Below are 19,051 nucleotides of genomic sequence, written 5' to 3'. Positions count from 1 at the left end.
TTCCTCCTAGGTGGCCTCTTTCGCGACCAGGTCGTTGCGGTAGGCGTAGACGACGGCGTGCACACGGTCGCGCAGGCCGAGCTTCGCGAGCACGCGCGAGACGTGCGTCTTAACAGTCTCCTCGCCGACGTGAAGCTGGCGTGCGATCTCGGCGTTGCTGCGCGCGTCGGCGATGAGAAGGAGCACCTCGCGTTCGCGGGATGTGAGCCGCGCCACCTCCGGCGGCTCGGCGGCGCGGGGCTCCAGGCTGGTGGCGAAGCTGGCCACGAGCCGGCGCGTGACGGACGGGTCGATCAACGCGTCACCCCTCGCCGCGACGCGCATGGCGGCCACGAGCTCTTCGGGCGCGAGGCTCTTGAGCAGGAAGCCGCTGGCGCCGGCGCGCAGGGCGCGGTAGACGTACTCGTCGGCGTCGTAGGTGGTCAGGACCAGTACGCGGGTGTCGTTGCCGGGGGCGGCGAGGATGGCTTCGGTGGCGGCGAGGCCGTCGAGGCGGGGCATGCGGACGTCGAGGACGGCGACGTCCGGCTTGAGGCGCTGGGTTTCCGCCACGGCTTCGCGTCCGTCGGCCGCTTCGCCGACGCACTCGAAGTCGGGCTGCGTGTCGAGGAGGGCGCGCATGCCGGAACGGAACATGGCGTGGTCGTCGGCGAGCAGCACGCGGATCATGGGATCTCCTGTGTCTTGCGCGACACCCGCACCCGGTCGGCGGCATCAGCGGGCCGGCGCGATGGTGTGCTCATGCCACCTCCAGGGGGAAGCCGGCCTTGACCTGCCAGGTGTTGTCCCTCTGCCCGTATGTGACTTCGCCGCCGAAGAGCGTCACGCGCTGGCGGATCCCGGCGAGGCCGCGGTGGGCGCCGTCGTGGTGCGGGGCGGGCCGGGCGGTTTCGTTGGTGACGGTGAGGACGATCTCCGTGCGCCGGTGGTCCAGCTCGAGCTCGACGGGCCCGGTGCCGTGGCGCAACGCGTTCGTGAGCGCTTCCTGCGCGATGCGGTAGAGCGCCACGTCGAGCGAGCCGGGGACTTCGCGGACGTCGCCGTGCACCGTGAGGCGCACGGGCAGCCCGGCGGCGCGGACGGTGTCGAGCAGCTCGTCGAGGTTGTCCAGCCCGGGCTGCGCGGCTTCGTCGCCTCGCGCGTGCAGCAGATCCAGCAGACGGCGCAGGTCGGCCATCGCGGAGCGGCTTGCCGACTCGACCTCGCCGAGCGAGGTCCGGACCGGGCTCTCGCCGTCGGGCAGCCCGAGCCGCGCGGCGCCGGCGTGGACGCCGATCGCGCTGACGTGGTGGGAGATCACGTCGTGCAGATCGCGGGCGATGGTCTCGCGCTCCTCGAGGACGGCCCGCCTCACTGCTTCGGCTTCGTGCCTGCGGCGCTCTTCGGCTTCCCGCTCCAGGTCGGCGATGTACGCGCCGCGCGCGGTCGTGTACCGGCCCACGAGCCACGGCAGCACCGCCGAGACGGCCATGCTGATCGCGACGAGCGCCGGGTTCGCACCCCGGCCGCCGCCCAGCAGTTCGCCTGCCCCCACCCCCGCCAGCATCGCCGCGAGCGCCACCACCGCCGGCCCCACCCGCAACCACGCCCCGGCCCGATACCCGGCGACGAGGATGCCCGCGTTGTTGCCGACCACGAAGCCGGTGCAGGTGCAGAGAAGCAGCGGCGCGGCCACGAACAGCGCGGCGTGACCGGCCGCCACCCAGCCGGCGTACCTCGCCGCCCCGGCCAGGGCTCCGTCCACGACGACCGCTCCGGCGAGGACCACCCAGCCCCGCCACCCGCCCTCCGGCAGCGGCCCCCGGAGGGCGAACAGGGAGACGTCGCAGACCAGACAGACGAGGGCCACCAGCAGCGATTGCCGCGCCAGTGACCCACTGATGTCCCGCACCCGGCCAACTTACGCATCGGTGGCGGGGTTTTGGTGCGGTTTGGGAAGGGGGCGCACGTTCGGCTGTGCGGGGTTGGGTTGGCGTCGGGCGGGGTTGGTTGTGCGAGGGGACCGGTTGGGCGGGGTTGGTTGTGCGAGGGGACCGGTCGGGCCCGGGCGGGTTTGCGAGGGGACCGGTTGGGCCGGGATGACCCGCGCGAGTGGACCGGTCGTGATGGGCTGGCTTCGCGAACGGTCGGATTGGACCGAGGTGACTGCGCGAGTGGACGGGTCGTGCCCCTCGGCCTGCGGGACCAGTCGCGCCGATCGCGCTGTGCGAGTAGGCCGATCGTGCCGTCGCGGAGGCGCGAGTGGACCGGTCGGGTCACGTCGGTGGTGCGCCCGGGCCGGTCGTCGTGCGCCGGTGGGTCGCGACGGGACGGCTCGTGCGGAGCCGGGCCTGCGATGGGACAAGTCGTGCTGCCTGGGTGGCGCGACCGGACTTCTGATGCCCAGCTTGCGGCACCGGGGCCTTGCAGGTCGGGCTCGCGGTGCGAGTGGACCGATCGTGCCGTCGCGGAGGCGCGAGTGGACCGATCACGTCGGGTCCTCCGCGCGAATGGGCCCTCAACGCCGGCCCGCCGCGCCAGTGGACCGGTCGCGACGGCTTCGTGGTGAGTGGACCGGTCGGGTCACGTCGGTGGTGCGACCGGGCCGGTCGTCGTGCGCCGGTGGTCGCGACGGGACGGCTCGTGCGGAGCCGGGCCTGCGATGGGACCAGTGATGCCGAGCTTGATGTGCGAGTGGACCGGTCGTGCCATCTCAAGGGCGCGAGTGGATCGGTCATGCGGAAGCCCGAGGCACGAGTGGACCGGTCGCGCGGAAGTCCACCCGCGCGAGTGGACCGGTCATGCCGGTTCCTCCGCGCGAACGGACCCGTCGTGCCGGAAAGGACGACGCCGGCGGCACGTCCCGATGGCGGTCGGGACGTGGCGCCGACGTCGGGGAGCCGGGTCAGTTGCCGTAGCGGCGGCGGCCCTGGCCTGGCTGTCCGGTGCCGCCACCGCGGGTGGCGGTGGTGGCGGATTCCAGGGAGGTGGCGGTGGCGGTGGTGCCGTTGAGCTTGGCGATGACGGTGACGTTGTCGCCGGTCTTGGGAGTTGTGGCGGACTTCTGGGTGGACGAGTCGAGGACGTAGGTCTGCTTGTAGCCGTCCTTGCTGGTCAGGGTGACGGACGTCGCGCTGATCTCGGTGATGGCGCCGGTCTGGAGGCGTTCGGTGACGTAGCCGCCGTTTGCGTCGGTGACGACGAAGTCGCCGTGGAGGGCGTTGCGCAGGGCCGCGGCGCCGCCGAAGCCGCCCGGGCCGCCGAAGCCGCGGCCGGCAAAGCCGCCGGAGCCGCCGGGGCCGCCCTGGCCGCCAGGGCCGCCGAAGCCACCGGGGCCACCGGGGCCCTGCTGCGCCGAGGCGTCATTGGAGCTGGTGCCCGCCCAGATCGCGAGGCCGCCGCCCACGGCGATGACCACCGCGACGCCCGCGGCGATCGCCGTTTTGCGGCCCGACCACGACTTCTTCGGGGCCGCCGGTGGCTCGCCGCCAGGTGCGCCCCAGGTGGCGCCCTGTGCTGGATCGGTCGTCATGGTGTTTTCCTCCGGGTCTTGACTGTCCGACCGAGAGTCGCGGCCGCCGCTGTGCGGGAGCTGTGTCCGGAGTGGGTTGAGGCTGTGCAAGACCGCCACGAACGGCTGAACCCGCGCACAGGAAACGCACAGTCGCCGCACAGCTCGGCCTGAACACCAGGCCCGAGGATGGCACCATGAGCAGTATGAACGCGACGTCGCCCGGCCGGGGCAAGGACGAGCTGCGCCGCGCCGACGGCAGCCCGGTGCGGGTGCTGGTGGTGGACGACGAGGCGACGCTGGCCGAGCTCGTCGCCATGGCGCTGCGCATGGAGGGCTGGGAGGTGCGCAGCGCGGGCGACGGCACGGAGGCCGTCCGCGTGGCGCGCGACTTCCGGCCCGACGCCGTGGTGCTCGACGTGATGCTGCCCGACTTCGACGGCCTCGAGGTGCTGCGCCGCATGCGCGCCGAGGCGCCGTTCCTGCCGGTGCTGTTCCTCACGGCCAAGGACGCGGTCGAAGACCGCATCGCCGGCCTCACCGCGGGCGGCGACGACTACGTCACCAAACCCTTCAGCCTCGAAGAGGTCGCGCTGCGGCTGCGCGCCCTCCTCCGGCGCGCCAACGGGGTGACGGGCGCGAGCGGTTCGCAGCTCGTGGTCGGCGACCTGACACTCGACGAGGACAGCCGCGAGGTCCACCGCGGCGGCGACCTGGTGCCGCTCACCGCCACGGAGTTCGAGCTGCTGCGCTACCTCATGCGCAACCCGAAGCGCGTGCTGAGCAAGGCGCAGATCCTCGACCGCGTGTGGAGCTACGACTTCGGCGGCCAGGCCAACATCGTCGAGCTCTACATCTCCTACCTGCGCAAGAAGATCGACGCCGACCGCGAGCCCATGATCCACACGATGCGTGGCGCGGGGTATGTCCTCAAACCCGCCGGCTGACGCGCCCCCGGGCCGCGCGCGCCGGCCGTGGTCGCTGCGGCGCCGGCTGATCGTGCAGCTGGCGGCGCTGCTGGCGCTCGTCTGCCTGGTCGTCGGTGTGGTCACGGAGTTCGCGCTGCAGGACTTCCTCGTCGGCCAGGTCGACAAGCGCCTCGCCGCCGCGACCGACCGCGGCTTCCGCAGCGGCGACCGGCCACCGTGGATCTACGGCGACAAACCGCCCCCCGACCCGCTGCGCGTGCTCGGCCAGGGCGACGGCACGCTCGCCGTCCAGGTCCACAACGGCGCGGTGCGCGCGGCCGTGCTCAACTTCGGCTCGGCCACGCCGTCGAAGGTCAAGCCGCCGCTGCAGTCGGTTTCCACCGCCCAGCAGAAGCTCCTGCTCGGCCTGCCGCCCGACGGTCACCGCCGCACGATCGACCTCGGCGGCGACCTCGGCGAGTACCGCGTGATCGCGTCGTTCTCCCCGTCGGGTGACTTCTCGGTGGTCGGCCTGCCGCTGTCGGACGTCACGGACACGCTGTGGCGCTTGGGATTCATCTTCGGCGGCGTCGCGCTCGGCGGCATCATCGTGGCCGGCGTCGCGGGCGCCGTGACGATCCGGCGCACCATGGCGCCGCTCGACCGGCTGGCCGCCACCGCGTCGCGCGTGTCGGAGCTGCAGCTCGACCGCGGCGAGGTGGCGCTGTCGGAGCGGGTGCCCGAAGTGGACACCGATCCGCGCACCGAGGTCGGCAAGGTCGGCTTCGCGCTCAACCGCATGCTCGGCCACATCGCCAACGCGCTGAAAGCCCGCCAGGCCAGCGAAAGCCGCGTGCGCCAGTTCGTCGCCGACGCGAGCCACGAGCTGCGCACGCCGCTGGCCGCCATCCGCGGCTACGCGGAGCTCACGCGCCGCAGCAAGGAGCAGGTGCCGCCCGACGTCGCGTTCGCCATGAACCGCGTCGAGTCCGAGTCGGCGCGCATGACGACGCTGGTGGAGGACCTGCTGCTGCTCGCCCGGCTCGACTCCGGCCGCCCCGTCGTGCCCGAGCCGGTGGACCTCTCGCGCCTGGTGGCCGACGCCGTCGCCGACTCCCACGTGGCCGGGCCCGACCACAAGTGGCGGCTCGAGGCGCCCGGCGAGCCGATCAGCGTGCTCGGCGACGCCGGCCAGCTGCACCAGGTCGTGCTCAATCTCCTGGGCAACGCGCGCACCCACACCCCGCCCGGCACCACCGTGACCACCGCATTGTCCACACAGGACGGATGGGTGCGGCTCTCGGTGCTCGACGACGGCCCCGGCATCCCGCCGGAGATCCTGCCGGATGTGTTCGAACGCTTCGCCCGCGGTGACAACTCACGCTCCCGCGCGGCCGGCAGCACGGGCCTCGGCCTGGCCATCGTCGCCGCGGTGGTGGCCGCGCACAGCGGGCGCGTCTCGGTGTTCAGCGAGCCCGGTCGAACAGAGTTTGTCGCAATGTTCCCGGAGTTTCGTGACCCGGCTATCACCCGGTCGTGAATTTCTCACAGGACGCGCACAGGAAGCGCACAAGGAGCCCACAAACCGCGTCGTGAGCATGGCCGCATGACGAGTGCCCTCACCGCGCCCGGACCGACCACAGTGGACCCGACGCCCGCCGCTCCGCCCGCGGAGCGACCCAGATGGGTGCGGCCGGCGGTCGCGGTGCTCCTGGTCGCGACCGCTGCGCTGTATGTCACCGATGTCGCGATTTCGGGATGGGGCAACGACTTCTACGCCATGGCCGTGCAGGCCGGCACCGAGAGCTGGAAGGCGTGGTTCTTCGGCTCGCTCGATCCGGGCAACGTGGTCACGGTCGACAAACCGCCGTTCTCGCTGTGGGTCATGGGGCTTTCCGGCCGGATCTTCGGCTTCTCCAGCTGGAGCATGCTGGTGCCCGACGCGCTCGCGGGCGTCGCGTCCGTCGGCCTGCTCTACCTCGCGGTGCGGCGCCTGTCCGGCCCAGGCGCCGGGCTGCTCGCGGGCGCCGCGCTCGCGTTGACGCCCGTCGCCGCCCTGATGTTCCGCTTCGACAACCCCGACGCGTTCCTCGTGCTGCTCCTGGTCGCCGGCGGCTACTGCGTGGTGCGCGCGCTGGAGCGGGCGAGCACGAAGTGGCTGCTGCTCGCGGGCGTCGCGATCGGCTTCGGGTTCCTCGACAAGATGCTGCAGGCCTTCCTGGTGCTGCCGGCGTTCGTGCTCGCGTACGCGGTAGCGGCGCCGACGTCGCTCGGCCGGCGCGTGTGGCAGCTGCTCGCCGCGGCCGGTGCGGTGCTCGTGTCGGCGGGGTGGTGGGTGCTGGCCGTCGCGCTGTGGCCCGCCGCCGACCGGCCGTACATCAGCGGTTCGACGAACAACAGCGTGCTGGAGCTGGCCTTCGGCTACAACGGGCTCGGCCGGATCTTCGGCCAAGGCCACGGTGGGGGTGGTGCCCGGCCCGAGCTGCCTGCCGGCTTCGAGCTGCCGGACCGGGCCGGCGGCGGTGGCGGATTCCGCGGCTTCGGCGGCGGAACGGGTCTCACGCGGCTGTTCACCGAGCAGTTCGGCGGCGAGGCCTCGTGGCTGCTGCCTGCCGCGTTGATCGGGCTCGTCGCCGGGCTGTGGTTCACCCGCCGCGCCCCGCGCACTGACCGCACGCGCGCCGCGCTGCTGCTGTGGGGCGCCTGGATGGTCGTCTCGGTCGTGGTGTTCAGCTACATGAGCGGGATCATCCACCCGTACTACACGGTGGCGCTCGCGCCCGGTATCGCCGCGACGATCGGCATCGCGGCCCGCGAGCTGTGGCGCGGCCGCGCGCACGTCGCCCCCCGCGCGGTGCTGGCGTTGATGCTCGCGACCACGGCCGTGTGGGCGTTCATCCTGCTCGCGCGTACGCCCGACTGGCAGCCGTGGCTGCGCTACGCCGTGCTCGTGCTGGGCGCGCTCGGCACGGCGGCCGTGCTCTTCGGCGCCGGCTCGCTCCGCCGCGCGGCCCCGGTGGTCGCGGTGCTCGGGCTCGTGGCGGCATTGCTCGGCACGGCGTCGTTCACCGTCGTCACGGCCGCGTCCGCGCACACCGGCGGCCAGCCGTCTTCGGGGCCGGCGAACCATCGCGGCGGCGGGTTCCGAGGCGGCTTCGGCGGGACCACGGCGTCCACAGTGGAACTCGATCGGCTCCTCCAGGCGACCACCACGAAGTGGGCCGCCGCGCAGACCGGCGCCATGCAGTCGGCCGGGCTCGCGCTGAGCAGCGGCAAGCCCGTGATGGCCATCGGTGGCTTCAGCGGCAGCGACCCGGCGCCGACGCTCGCGCAGTTCCAGCAGTACGTCGGCGCCGGCGAGGTGCACTACTTCGTGGGCGGCCGAGCGGGCGGCCGTGGCGGGTTCGGCGGCTTCGGCGGATTCGGCGGCAACCGCGGCACGGCCGGGCAGATCACCACGTGGGTCGAGCAGAACTTCCCCGCGACGACCGTCGACGGCACGACCGTCTACGACCTCACGCGAAAGTAACGGTCGTGTTCGCTCCACAGAGGACGAAGCAGGGCCGCGCGGCGGGAACGCGACCGGCGAGCCACGCCGCGAGCGGGACCGCCGCGGCCGGCTCCACGGCCAGGCGGAACTCCGCCCACAACCGGTCGCGCGCGGCGAGCAGCTCGGCGTCGCTGACCAGCACGGACGTGACGTTCGGAGCGTTCAGGATCCGGAACGGCACTTCGCCCACGCGGGTCGCGCCGAGCGCCGAGGCGGCCACCGAGTCGAGCGTGACGTCCACCGGCTGACCGGCCTCGAGGGCGGAGTGCAGCGCCTGGCAGTGCTCCGGCTCCACGGCGAACACGCGTCTGCGGTTCGCCGCCAGCGCCGTGCCCGCCGCGAGCCCGCCACCGCCGACGGCGACCACCACGGCGTCGACGTCCGGGTCGTCCGCGACGATCTCGGCCGTCACCGTGCCCTGGCCGGCGACCACGTCGGGGTCGTCGTAGGCCGGCAGGTAGCGCGTGCCGGGCTCGTCGCCGACGGCCAGCGCCGCGGCCGCCGCCTCCGCGTAGGTGGCGCCGTGGCGGATCAGCTTCGCGCCCGCGGCCTCGATCCCCGCGGCCTTCGCGGCCGGGACCGACTCCGGCACGTACACGACCGCGGGCAGGCCCAGCGCCTGTGCGGCCGTCGCGACGCCGAGCCCGTGGTTGCCGCCGGAAGCCGTGACCACGCGGCGCGGGGCCGGTCCGGCCAGCAGCGCGTTGACGGCGCCGCGCAGCTTGAACGAACCACTGCGCTGGAGGTGCTCCAGCTTGAACACCACGGGCCGACCGTCGATTTCGGTCCGTAGCTGCGGCGTCCTCCGAACGTGTGGCCGGATGCGGTTCGCGGCTGCGGCCACGTCGGCGGGCGTCGGCGTACGCGGTGGTGTGCTCATACCGTCCATCTTCGTCCTGGGACACGCGGTCTTGAAGCGTTGTCGGGATCTTGTGCCAGTCGCTAAGCTCTCGCGCGGAAGAGCCAGGGGCTGGCCACCCTTGTCCGTCACGGTACGGGTCTCACTGTGCGTGTCGGGTTCCATGCATGGTCCTTCTTCGTGGTGTCATCCGTTCGGTATTGCTCCTTTGTGTACAGAAGTCCACCCGCGGTGAGCGGAGGAACGGGAAGGTGACGCTGATGCGCCACGGCAGGACCCGGCCCCGGTGGGCCGGTGCGCGGGTGCTGTCGAGACTCGGTATCCGCGGCAAGCTCAACCTGTTGCTCCTGCCGCCGCTGGCCGCCGTGCTGCTGGTCTCCGTGCCGTTCGTGGTCAAGCAGACCGGCAGCGTCGCCTCGGCCGACGACACCGTCCGGGCCGCGTGGAACACCCAGGAGCTCAGCGGGCTCGTCTGGCAGGTGCAGCGCGAGGGCGTGCTCGCCGCCGCGTTCGTGGCGTCGCCCTCGACGGCCGACACCGACCTCGTGCGCCAGCAGCAGACCGTCGACGCGACCGTCGGCCAGGTGCGTACCGCGCTCGGCGCCGGCATGCCGGCCGAGCTGAGGACGGCGCTCACGCGCGTCGGTTCCCTGGGCGACGAGCGGCAGAACACCTTGCACCGCAGCATTTCCGCCGAACGCATCGCCCGCACGTACGACACCGTGGTGAGCGCCCTGATCGACGCGCTGCAGCTCGTGCCCCGCACGGCCGCCGACGCCGAGGGCGCCCGTCAGCTCTCCGCGCTCGAAGCGCTCCTGCGTGCCGACGAGGAGGAGTCGCTGCGCGTCACCGCGCTGGTCGTGGCTGCCCAGTCGCAGTCGGCCGGACAGTCCCTCCTGGACGAGGCGACCCAGCGCGCGCAGGTGCACGCCGACCGCTTCACGCAGCTGGCCGGCCACGACCAGGCCGCGCTCCTGGCCGACGTCGACTCCGGCGAGGCCGCCCACCGCGTCGACCAGCTCGCCACCCAGCTGCCCGAGCCGGACGCGGCGCCCGAGCCCTACGTGCACGACGTCGTCGCGGCCGGCCAGCAGCAGGCCGCCGAACGACGCACCGCGCAGGACCGCGTGACGGGCGAGATCAACACCGCGGCGGGCGACCGCGCGGCCGCGGCGACCCGGCTGGCCTGGCTGGTCGGCGGCGGCGCGGCCGTCCTCTTCGGACTCGTCGCGTTCCTCGCGCTGGCCGTGAGCCGCTCGATCGCCGACCCGCTGCGCCGCCTCACCTCGGCCGCCACCTCCGTCGCCGACCTGGCCGACGCCGAGCTCGTCCGCGTCGGCGACACCGAGGCCGACGACGACCTGGTGCCCCGGCTGGCGACGATCGACGTCGCTTCCGACGACGAGCTGGGCGAGCTCGCCACCGCGTTCAACCGGGTCCAGACCACTGCCGCCGCCCTGGTCGAGCGCCAGACGCTGACGCGGCGCAACACCAGCCTGATGTTCGCGAACGTCGCGAAGCGCACGCAGAACCTCGTCGGGCGCCAGCTCGCGCTCGTCGACGAGCTCGAACGCCACGAGCAGGACTCGCGCGCGCTCGCCGGGCTGTTCCGGCTCGACCACCTGTCCGCGCGCCTGCGCCGCACGGCCGACAACCTGCTCGTCATCTCCGGCACCCACGACGAGAACCCGATCGCCGGCCCGATCCAGCTGTCCACGGCCGTGCGCGCGGCGCTGGCGGAGATCGAGGACTTCCCGCGTGTGCGGCTGGGGGAGCTGCCCGACGTGCAGCTCACGTCTTCACTCGGCGCCGACCTCGTGCGGCTTTTCGCGGAGCTGCTGGAGAACGCGACGTCGTTCTCCGCGCCGAGCACGAGCGTCGAGGTCGAGACGGAGTTCCTGGCGTCCGGCGACCTCGTCGTCGCGATCGTCGACCACGGCATCGGCATGGCCGCGGAGACGCTGGCGCAGGAGAACCGGCGCCTGCTGGAGCGCGAACGCCTCGAGCTCGCGCCGACGAGCGTGCTCGGCCTGTTCGTCGCCGGTCGTCTCGCGCGGCGGCACGCCCTGGGAGTCGAACTCACCTCGACGCCGGACACGGGCGGGGTCACCGCGCGCGTCACGGTGCCCGCCGGGCAGTTCGACCGCATGGACGCGCCGGTCGAGGACACGCCGGTGGAAACGGAGCCGGCGGCCGAAGCCGCGGGCCTGTTCGACGCGGGCCGCGTGCCCGAACCCCTGCCGGCACCCGCGATCGCGGTGCTGGAGACGGCGTCACTCGGCTTCACCTGGTTCCGGGACCCGGAACCCGAACCCGAGTGGCCCGCCACCGAACCCGACGAGCGACCCGCACCCGGCTTCACCCTCGACGGCGACGACCTCGCCACCTCGCTGTCCGCCGACCCGCCGGTGCCGGCTCAGCAGACGGTGGACACCGCCGTCGCCCGCGCGAAGGAGCTGGCGGCGAGGCTGGAACGCACGAAGTCCGCCGTGCACGGCCTCACCACGCAGCGGTTCGCGCCGCTGGACCAGGAGCTGACCCGCCGCGTCCCCGGCGCTCAGCTGGCCCCGGGCCTCAAGGCGCAGCAGACCGTCCGCACCCCGCTGCGCGCCGCCCGCCGCGGTTTGCGTGACCCGGCCGCGGAACGGGCAGTCTTCGATTCGTACTCCGACGGCGTGGCCAAGGCAGACGCGTCGCGAGCCACCGCCACCGCCAACGCAGGAGGAGACACATGACGATCCCGGAAGTCAGCGCCGAAGCCCAGAACTTCAACTGGCTGGTCAACCGCTTCGCCCTCCACACCGCCGGCGCGATCGCCGCCCTCGCGGTGTCGTCCGACGGCCTGCTCATCGCCATGTCCCAGGAACTCGAACGCGCCAACGCCGACCGCCTGGCCGCCATCTCCTCGGCGATGCTCGGCCTCGCCCAGGGGGTCGCCGACAGCCACCCGCTGGGCTCGCCGGACAAGGTGATCGTCGAACTGGAGCGCGGCTACCTGCTGGTCTGCACCATCAGCGTCGGCTGCTCGCTCGGCGTGCTGGCCAACAAACAGGCCAGCCTGGGCACGATCGCGTACGAGATGGCGATGTTCGCCAACCGCGCCACCGAGGTCCTGACCCCGGCGCTCATCGAGGAGCTCAAACAAGCGGTCGGCAGCTAGGCGCCGGTTCGCCTCCGCTACACTGGACAACGGACCCCGCGCGGCGTCCACCCTGTGAACCTCCCCAGGGCCGGAAGGCAGCAAGGATAAGCAGGCTCTGACGGGTGCGCGGGGTCCCCTTTGTTTTTCGGGGGCCGGCCGTTCAGAACAGGCCGAGCACGTCCTCCGGCGGCACCGGCGACGCGACCGGCTCGGCGTCCCGCACCGGCAGCGCCTTCCCCCGCAGCTTCCGCAGCTCGTCGCCGGAAACGCAGCGCGCCGGGTACGCCGAGGAAGCCGCCTTGCGCGTCAGGACGTCCACCGGCAGTTCGGCGCGCGAAGCCGCCACCACGACGTTGCCGAAGCGCCGCCCGCGCAGCACCCCGGGCTCGGCCAGCAGCAAGACGTGGTCGAACACCTCGCCGACCGTCGCCAGGAACCTCCGCACGAACGCCAGGCCCGGTCCGTCGGTGATGTTCGCCAGCATCGCGCCGCCACCGCGCAGCACGCGCGCCACGTCGGTCACGAACTCCACCGTCGCCAGGCCGCCGGCGAACGACGCCCGCTCGAACGCGTCCACCACCACGAGGTCCGCCGACGCGTCGTACCGGGACGCGACGCCCTCACGCCCGCCCTCGATCCGCACCTTCAACCGCGGCACGCTGCGCAGGTCCAGCTGTTCGCGCACCAGGTCGATCAGCGGCCCGTCCGCGTCGAACACCAGCTGCCGCGACCCCGTCCGCGTCGCCGCGACATAACGGGCCAGCGTGCAGCCGGCGCCGCCCACGTGCAGCACGTCGAGCGGTCCTTCGGGCAGGCAGTCGACGATGTCGCCGAGCCGGCGGACGTAGTCGAACTCCAGGTTCGTCGGGTCGTCGAGGTCGACGTAGGACTGCGCCACGCCGTCGACCGAGATGAGCCACGCGCCTGCCCGGTCGGCGTCGGCGAGCAGCTCGGCCGTGCCGAACCGCACCGGGTACTTCCCCGGCCGCGGCCCACCCTTGGCACGGCTGCGGGCAGAACGGCTCACGGGGTTCCTCTCTTCGGACGAGTCTGTCCGAGCGTACTTGTGGCGCTTTCGCGGATACCTGAAACGCCTTCGCGTCCCCGGCGATAAGGGTTCGGAAGATCCTGTACCGATGTGGGGGAAACCGTTGAACGGGACAAGACTGCTCGTCGCCGGGGCCGTACTGGCGCTCGGGCTGGGGATCGCCACGCCGGCGAGCGCCGACGTGTTGAGTGACCGCGCGCAGGCTGTGGCGCTGTACGAGACCGGCGGCCCGACGATGACGAGCGAGGCCCGCAAGGCCCTGCTCGGCACCGCCGACGAGCTGCATGAGTTCCTCGCCACCGGCCGGCAGAACGCGCAGGACAACGACGAGCGCCTGCTCGTCGACCAGGCGATGGCCGCGGGTGGGCCGATCGTGAAGCGGGACGCGCAGAAGGCGCTCGACGGCACGCCCGACGACATCCGCGCGTTCCTGGCCACCGGCCTGCAGGTCTCGCGTGAGATCGACGAGGACCTGCTGGTCAACCAGGCCATGTCCGCGGGCGGCCCGGGCGTGAAGCGGGCGGCGCAGATCGCGCTCGACGGCACCCCGGCCGACCGGCACGAGTTCCTGCAGACCGGCCTCGCCCAGGCCCAGGCCGACGACGACCGCGTGCGCGCCACGCAGGTCACGTCCACCGGCGGGTCCGAAGTCCACGCGGCCGGGCAGCAGGCGCTGAACGGCACGATCGAGGATGTCCGCTACTTCCTGTCCGTGTGGAGCGGGGTCGCCGCGGCGGGCGACACCGAGATCGCGGCGGTGACGCACCAGCGCGACCTCGCGCGGAAGGCCGCCGACTTCCACTTCAAGGCCCAGGCTCAGGCGGCGGCCGACGCGGCGGCGAAGCTCGCGAGCGACGCGCGCAAGGCGAACGCCGACCGGCTGGCCAAGCAGCTCGCCGCGGGGCAGGTGGCCGGGCAGAAGGCGGCTGCTGACGCCGCGAAGGCCGAGGCCGACGCCCAAGCGAAGGCCGACGAAGCGGCGAAGCTCGCCGCCGAGAAGGACCGGCAGCTCGCCGAGGCCGTCGCGCCGGGCACGGACCCCGCGCTCGCCCTCACCGACGGCCGTTCCGCCGCGCTGTACCTGCTGCGCAACGCCGGCACCACCGTCCGCACCGCGGCCCGCGCGGCGCTGAGCGGCACGGACGAGAACCTGACCGCGTTCGTCCGCACCGGCCTCGACACCGCGCAGGAGGCCGACGACCGCGCGGCCGTCACGGCGATCGCCAACGGCGACGGGAAGCCCGCGCTGAAGCAGGCCGCGGCCGACGCGCTGGCCGGCACCTGGGCTCAGGTCAAGGAGTTCCTGCGTACCAAGGAGTACCCGGGCAAGGAGAACGACGAGCGCCTCGCCGTGGACCAGATCATGGCCGCCGGAGGTCCCGCGACGAAGGAGTGGGCGCAGCAGGCACTCGACGGCACCCCCGCGGACGTCACCGAATTCCTCGAGAAGGGGCAGTACACCGCGAAGCAGATCGACGACCGCATCTTCGTCGGCCGGGCCATGTCCGCGCCCGGGGCCGACGAGGTCAACGCCGTCGCGCAGGGCGCGCTCGACGGGCCGGACTCGGCGCTCGCGGCGTTTCTCGCGAACGAGGTGCCCCGCGCCCAGCAGCGTGACGCGACGACCGCCGCGCACGTCGCCGCGGTGAACGCGCTGGTCGCGGACGCGGCGAAGGCGGCGGCCTCGGTGCGCTGACCTGGCCAGGCGAAGGTTGTCGGTCGGTGCCGGTACTCTCGCGGGGTGGCTCTCGCGCTGTACCGCAAGTACCGTCCGGCGACCTTCGCCGAGGTCGTCGGTCAGGAGCATGTGACCGAACCGCTGCGGACCGCGCTCGCTGCGGGCCGCATCAACCACGCGTACCTCTTCTCCGGCCCGCGCGGCTGCGGCAAGACGTCGAGCGCGCGGATCATGGCGCGATCGCTCAACTGCGCCGAAGGGCCGACGCCGGACCCGTGCGGCAAGTGCAACTCCTGCCGCGCGCTGGCGCCCGAAGGGCCCGGCAGTGTCGACGTCACCGAGCTCGACGCCGCCAGCCACGGTGGTGTCGACGACGCCCGTGAGCTGCGGGACAAGGCCTTCTACGCGCCGGCCGAGTCGCGCTACCGCGTGTTCATCATCGACGAGGCGCACATGGTCACCACGCAGGGCTTCAACGCCCTGCTGAAGATCGTGGAAGAGCCGCCCGAGCACCTGATCTTCATCTTCGCGACGACCGAGCCGGACAAGGTGCTCACCACCATCCGCTCGCGTACGCACCACTACCCGTTCCGCCTGATCCCGCCGAGCTCGATGCGCGCGCTGCTGGAACGCAACGTCGCGGCCGAGGGCGCGCAGGTGGAGCCCGCCGTGTACCCGCTGGTGATCCGCGCGGGCGGCGGCTCGGCGCGGGACACGCAGTCGGTGCTCGACCAGCTGCTGGCCGGGGCGGGGCCCGAGGGCGTCACGTACTCGCGCGCGGTGTCGCTGCTGGGGGTCACCGACGTCGCGCTGATCGACGACATGGTCGACGCGCTGTCGGCCGAAGACGCGGCCACGGTGTTCAGCACGGTCGAGAAGCTCGCCGACGCCGGCCACGACCCGCGCCGCTTCGCCACCGACCTGCTTGACCGCCTGCGCGACCTCGTGCTGATGCGCTCGGTGCCCGAGGCCGGCGAGCGCGGTCTGGTGTCCGCACCCGCCGAGGAGCTCGGCCGGATGAGCGCGCAGGCCGAACGCATCGGTCTCGGCACGCTGTCGCGCTACGCCGACATCGTCCACAATGGACTGCTCGAGATGCGCGGGGCGACCTCACCGCGGCTCGTGCTCGAACTGCTGTGCGCGCGGATGCTGCTGCCTTCGGTCACGGAGGCGGAAAAGGCTTTGCTGGCAAGGATCGAGCGGCTCGAACGCCGTGCCGTCGTCGCCGGCGGTGGCGGTGAGGCGGGTGTCGAGCCACAGCTGCGTTCGGCTCCCGCGCCCGAGCGGGAGTTCCAGCGGCCTTCGCAGCGTCCGGCTTCCGCGACGCCGGCCGCTCCGGCGGCCGAGCCGCCGGTCCGGGCCCCGGCTCCGGCTGCGCCGGCTCCGTCCCGGCCTGCCGCCCCGGCTCCGGCGCGTCCGGCGGAAGAGCCCGCTCCGGCCGCCGCCGCACCCGCGGCTCCGGCTCCGTCCGACGACGGCTGGGGCACCCCGCGGACGCCAGGCGGCACCCCCGCGCCCGCCGCCGCGGCGCCGGCCCCCGAACCGTCGGCCCCCGCGGCACCGGCCGTGTCCGAAGGCGGTTTCGACGCCGCCGCGATCCGCAACGTCTGGCCGCAACTGCTGGCCGCGCTGCGCAAGCTGGCCGGCGGCCGCAGCCTCGAAGCGATGCTCACGCAGGCGACCGTCGCCGACGTCGAGGGCACGAGCGTCACGCTCACGCACAAGTCCGAGCCCCTCGCCCGGCGCCTGTCCGACCAGGACAACGCGCGCAAGATCGCCGGTGCGCTGTCCGACGTGCTGGGCGGCGACTGGCAGGTCCGCTGCGTCCACGGCGCCGCCGCGGCCGCAGCACCCTCCCGCGCCGCCGCGCCCCAGCGGCAGCAGGCCGCGCCCGCGCCGGAACGCTCGTTCACGCGCCCGTCAGCCGCTCCGTCCGCCGCCGCCGCGGCGCCCGCGCCGCAGCAACAGCAGGCGGCGCCCGAGCCCCCGCGTGCCCCGGAACCCCCGGCACGCCCGAAGGTCACCACCGCCGAGCCGGACATCCCGCTCCCGCCCGAACCCTCGGACGAGGACGACGACATCTACTCGGAGGACTCGAGCCCCGTTCCGCCGCCGCCTCCGCCGTCCCCGGACGAGGACCCGGACGAGATCGCCCGCAAGCTCATCTCCGACCACCTGGGCGCGCGCCCGCTCGACTGAGCCGGGCGGCGCGTCAGGCGAGGTAGGCCTCGATCGCTTCGGCGATGGCGGCCGCGTACTTCGCGCGCCCCGCGGCCGACGACATCAGCGCGGCCTCCGCGGAGTTGCGCATGTTGCCGCACTCCACGAGCACCGTCGGGCGGGTCGAGAGGTTCAGCCCGCCGAGGTCGGAGCGCGCGGACAGGCCCGCGCTGCCGATGTAGGTGGACGTGGTGAAGCCGTCGGCGCGAAGCCCGTCGCGCAGGGCGCGGGCGAGCCGTGTCGACGGGGCGCCCTGGGCCGCGTTCAGCGGTGGCGACGAGTACGCGACGTGGAACCCGTGCGCACCCGCCGAGGTGGAGCCGTCGGCGTGGATGGAGACGACCGCGTCGGCCTCGGCATCGTTGCCGATCTCCGCGCGGCGGTCGACGCACGGGCCCACGCCGGTGTCGTTCGTGCGCGTGTAGACGACCTTGATCCCCTTGGCCGCCAACGCGGTCCCGACCTCCTGCGCCACCGCGAAGTTGAACGCGTGCTCGGAGTACCCCGCGTTGGTGGCCGTGCCGGTCGTGTTGCACGGCTTCATCTCGCCGCGCCCGGCCGGGACGCTGCGGTTGATGTCCTTCGGGTGCGACGCGTTGCCGCCGTTGTGCCCGGGGTCCAGCACCACGACCTTGCCCGTCACCGCCGGCACGGCGGGCCGGGACGAGGACGTCGACGGCACCGGCGGGGGCGATGCCACCGAGGAGGAAGCCGCCGCCGACGTCGTGGTCACCGGCGCCGAAGTGCTCGGCGCAGGAGCCGCGGCCGGCGTCCCGCCACCACCGGAACACGCCGTGAGCAGCACCAGCCCGGCCAGCAGCGGGAGAGGGTTCACACGCACGGCGACCACCGTGCCACAGGCGTGCGCGTGGCGCCTGGGCAGGCAGCGCGGCGACGCGGCTACGCTGGGGAGGAACACCCAGTGGCGGAAGGATCGAGAGCGATCATGGTGCAACCCGGCGGCGGCTTCGACCTGTCGCAGATCATGCAGCAGGCGCAGCAGATGCAGCAGAAGCTGGTCGAGGCGCAGGAGGAGCTCGCGAACACCGAGGTCACGGGCACCGCGGGTGGCGGCCTGGTCACCGCGACGGTGTCCGGCGACAGCCAGCTCAAGAACCTCGTGATCGACCCCAAGGTGGTCGACCCGGACGACGTCGAGACCCTGGCCGACCTCGTGGTCGCCGCGGTGCGCGACGCGTCGGCCAACGCGCAGAAGCTCACCGAGCAGAAGCTCGGCCCCCTGGCCGGCGGCCTCGGCGGCGGTGGCGGGATGCCGGACCTCGGCAGCCTCGGGTTCGGCGGCTGACCCTTGTACGAGGGTGTGGTCCAGGACCTGATCGACGAGCTCGGGCGACTGCCCGGGGTCGGGCCGAAGAGCGCCCAGCGCATCGCTTTCCACCTCCTGGCAACGGATCCCGCCGACATCGGACGGCTGCAGGACGTGCTCGGCAAGGTCAAGGAAGGCGTGCAGTTCTGCGAGATCTGCGGCAACGTCTCCGAGCAGCAGACCTGCCGCATCTGCCGGGACGAGCGCCGCGACCTCACGGTGATCTGCGTGGTCGAGGAGCCGAAGGACGTCCTGGCCGTGGAGCGCACGCGCGAGTTCAAGGGCCGCTACCACGTCCTGGGCGGGGCGCTCGACCCGTTGTCGGGCATCGGGCCGGAGCAGCTGCGCATGCGTGAGCTGCTCAAGCGCATCGGTGCGGCGGACATCAAAGAGATCATCATCGCGACCGACCCCAACACCGAGGGCGAGGCCACGGCCACCTACCTGGTCCGCATGCTGCGCGACTTCCCGGGCCTGTCCGTCACGCGGCTGGCCTCGGGCCTGCCGATGGGCGGCGACCTGGAGTTCGCCGACGAGTTGACCCTCGGCCGCGCGCTGTCCGGCCGGCGGGCCCTCTGAACTGCGCAACCAACCCCCGGTTCCGGCGCAGCGAGCGCCCGAATGCGGCTTTCAGTGGGTTCAACGCAACGATTGTGGAATCGGGTGCGCTGAAGGTAAGAGTCGGTTGGCGTGACAGGTTCGTCGACCAGCCGCGCATTCCAGCTGGCGGTGGTCTGTTGCCGACGTTGCACAGTCTGCGGTGGTCTGGCTCGCGGATGTCCTTCAGTTGGGGCTTTCGCAGGAACGGCCAGAGCCTGACACCCTCGTC

Annotated in this window: 15 protein-coding genes and 1 other RNA gene; 10 read left to right on the top strand and 6 right to left on the bottom strand. The window is 73.0% G+C overall.

Annotated elements, in window-relative coordinates; translation table 11 throughout:
• Positions 1 to 6: 6 nt before the first annotated feature.
• The 3 genes from AB0K15_RS18715 to AB0K15_RS18705 all read right to left on the bottom strand — a co-directional run bounded on the left by AB0K15_RS18715 (position 7) and on the right by AB0K15_RS18705 (position 3,511).
• Positions 7 to 669, bottom strand: a complete 663-nt coding sequence (locus AB0K15_RS18715) for a response regulator transcription factor (protein ID WP_364051459.1) — start codon at positions 667 to 669, stop codon at positions 7 to 9.
• 70 nt (positions 670 to 739) lie between these two features.
• Positions 740 to 1,891, bottom strand: a complete 1,152-nt coding sequence (locus AB0K15_RS18710) for a histidine kinase (RefSeq protein ID WP_364051456.1) — start codon at positions 1,889 to 1,891, stop codon at positions 740 to 742.
• A 993-nt stretch (positions 1,892 to 2,884) separates the two neighbouring features.
• Positions 2,885 to 3,511, bottom strand: a complete 627-nt coding sequence (locus AB0K15_RS18705) for a hypothetical protein (RefSeq protein WP_364051453.1) — start codon at positions 3,509 to 3,511, stop codon at positions 2,885 to 2,887.
• Between the two features lie 176 nt (positions 3,512 to 3,687).
• Between AB0K15_RS18705 and AB0K15_RS18700 the strand changes: the two genes are divergently transcribed.
• The 3 genes from AB0K15_RS18700 (at position 3,688) to AB0K15_RS18690 (ending at position 7,927) form a co-directional block, all read left to right on the top strand.
• A complete protein-coding gene (locus AB0K15_RS18700) occupies positions 3,688 to 4,437 on the top strand; it encodes a response regulator transcription factor (RefSeq protein WP_364051450.1) in 750 nt (249 codons plus the stop codon).
• Entirely contained in the window at positions 4,415 to 5,938 is a 1,524-nt protein-coding gene (locus AB0K15_RS18695) for an ATP-binding protein (protein WP_364051447.1), read from the top strand. Before AB0K15_RS18700 ends, AB0K15_RS18695 begins: the two co-directional genes overlap by 23 nt.
• 66 nt (positions 5,939 to 6,004) lie before the next feature.
• The gene (locus tag AB0K15_RS18690) at positions 6,005 to 7,927 is read left to right on the top strand and encodes a glycosyltransferase family 39 protein (RefSeq protein WP_364051444.1); all 1,923 of its coding nucleotides are present in this window, start codon (positions 6,005 to 6,007) and stop codon (positions 7,925 to 7,927) included.
• On the opposite strand, the gene AB0K15_RS18685 is transcribed toward AB0K15_RS18690, so the two are convergent.
• Positions 7,914 to 8,837: a serine/threonine dehydratase gene (locus AB0K15_RS18685; RefSeq protein WP_364051441.1), complete on the bottom strand. Its 924-nt coding sequence runs from the start codon at positions 8,835 to 8,837 to the stop codon at positions 7,914 to 7,916. The two genes, AB0K15_RS18690 and AB0K15_RS18685, sit on opposite strands and share 14 nt — an antisense overlap.
• Positions 8,838 to 9,067: 230 nt before the next feature.
• Between AB0K15_RS18685 and AB0K15_RS18680 the strand changes: the two genes are divergently transcribed.
• The 3 genes from AB0K15_RS18680 (at position 9,068) to ffs (ending at position 12,090) form a co-directional block, all read left to right on the top strand.
• Positions 9,068 to 11,542, top strand: coding sequence for a nitrate- and nitrite sensing domain-containing protein (locus AB0K15_RS18680; protein WP_364051438.1), 2,475 nt, complete (start codon positions 9,068 to 9,070; stop codon positions 11,540 to 11,542).
• Positions 11,539 to 11,967, top strand: a complete 429-nt coding sequence (locus tag AB0K15_RS18675; protein WP_364051435.1) for a roadblock/LC7 domain-containing protein — start codon at positions 11,539 to 11,541, stop codon at positions 11,965 to 11,967. Before AB0K15_RS18680 ends, AB0K15_RS18675 begins: the two co-directional genes overlap by 4 nt.
• Positions 11,968 to 11,995: 28 nt before the next feature.
• Positions 11,996 to 12,090: signal recognition particle sRNA small type (gene ffs, locus AB0K15_RS18670), an RNA gene on the top strand.
• A gap of 19 nt (positions 12,091 to 12,109) precedes the next feature.
• Here the strand turns inward: ffs and AB0K15_RS18665 are convergent.
• A complete protein-coding gene (locus AB0K15_RS18665) occupies positions 12,110 to 12,976 on the bottom strand; it encodes a fused MFS/spermidine synthase (RefSeq protein ID WP_364051432.1) in 867 nt (288 codons plus the stop codon).
• A gap of 124 nt (positions 12,977 to 13,100) precedes the next feature.
• Between AB0K15_RS18665 and AB0K15_RS18660 the strand changes: the two genes are divergently transcribed.
• Both AB0K15_RS18660 and AB0K15_RS18655 read left to right on the top strand, forming a co-directional pair.
• Complete coding sequence (locus AB0K15_RS18660) at positions 13,101 to 14,693, top strand: ALF repeat-containing protein (RefSeq protein WP_364051429.1); 1,593 nt, start codon at positions 13,101 to 13,103, stop codon at positions 14,691 to 14,693.
• Positions 14,694 to 14,738: 45 nt separating this feature from the next.
• Complete coding sequence (locus AB0K15_RS18655; protein ID WP_364051426.1) at positions 14,739 to 16,874, top strand: DNA polymerase III subunit gamma and tau; 2,136 nt, start codon at positions 14,739 to 14,741, stop codon at positions 16,872 to 16,874.
• Positions 16,875 to 16,887: 13 nt separating this feature from the next.
• On the opposite strand, the gene AB0K15_RS18650 is transcribed toward AB0K15_RS18655, so the two are convergent.
• Positions 16,888 to 17,745 (bottom strand): N-acetylmuramoyl-L-alanine amidase, encoded by an 858-nt coding sequence (locus AB0K15_RS18650; protein WP_364051423.1) that lies wholly within the window; start codon positions 17,743 to 17,745, stop codon positions 16,888 to 16,890.
• Between the two features lie 96 nt (positions 17,746 to 17,841).
• On the opposite strand from AB0K15_RS18650, the gene AB0K15_RS18645 reads away from it, so the two are divergent.
• Both AB0K15_RS18645 and recR read left to right on the top strand, forming a co-directional pair.
• Complete coding sequence (locus AB0K15_RS18645) at positions 17,842 to 18,201, top strand: YbaB/EbfC family nucleoid-associated protein (RefSeq protein ID WP_364051420.1); 360 nt, start codon at positions 17,842 to 17,844, stop codon at positions 18,199 to 18,201.
• Positions 18,202 to 18,204: 3 nt separating this feature from the next.
• On the top strand, positions 18,205 to 18,801 hold the full coding sequence (recR, locus tag AB0K15_RS18640; RefSeq protein ID WP_364051417.1) for a recombination mediator RecR: 597 nt from the start codon (positions 18,205 to 18,207) through the stop codon (positions 18,799 to 18,801).
• Positions 18,802 to 19,051 lie beyond the last annotated feature (250 nt).

Origin of the sequence: Amycolatopsis sp. NPDC049253 (assembly GCF_040678995.1) — a bacterium.
In the GTDB taxonomy this organism is placed as follows: Bacteria; Actinomycetota; Actinomycetes; order Mycobacteriales; family Pseudonocardiaceae; genus Amycolatopsis.
Note: the sequence above shows the minus strand (reverse complement) of the source record. Positions and strands in the feature narration are given on the sequence as shown.

Bases quoted from the DNA above. Each gene is read 5' to 3' on its own strand.
- AB0K15_RS18675 (WP_364051435.1), top strand. From the start codon at position 11,539: ATGACGATCCCGGAAGTCAGCGCCGAAGCCCAGAACTTCAACTGGCTG.
- AB0K15_RS18645 (WP_364051420.1), top strand. From the start codon at position 17,842: ATGGTGCAACCCGGCGGCGGCTTCGACCTGTCGCAGATCATGCAGCAG.
- AB0K15_RS18700 (WP_364051450.1), top strand. From the start codon at position 3,688: ATGAGCAGTATGAACGCGACGTCGCCCGGCCGGGGCAAGGACGAGCTG.
- AB0K15_RS18715 (WP_364051459.1), bottom strand. From the start codon at position 669: ATGATCCGCGTGCTGCTCGCCGACGACCACGCCATGTTCCGTTCCGGC.
- AB0K15_RS18705 (WP_364051453.1), bottom strand. From the start codon at position 3,511: ATGACGACCGATCCAGCACAGGGCGCCACCTGGGGCGCACCTGGCGGC.
- AB0K15_RS18690 (WP_364051444.1), top strand. From the start codon at position 6,005: ATGACGAGTGCCCTCACCGCGCCCGGACCGACCACAGTGGACCCGACG.
- AB0K15_RS18685 (WP_364051441.1), bottom strand. From the start codon at position 8,837: ATGGACGGTATGAGCACACCACCGCGTACGCCGACGCCCGCCGACGTG.
- AB0K15_RS18680 (WP_364051438.1), top strand. From the start codon at position 9,068: ATGCGCCACGGCAGGACCCGGCCCCGGTGGGCCGGTGCGCGGGTGCTG.
- AB0K15_RS18695 (WP_364051447.1), top strand. From the start codon at position 4,415: ATGTCCTCAAACCCGCCGGCTGACGCGCCCCCGGGCCGCGCGCGCCGG.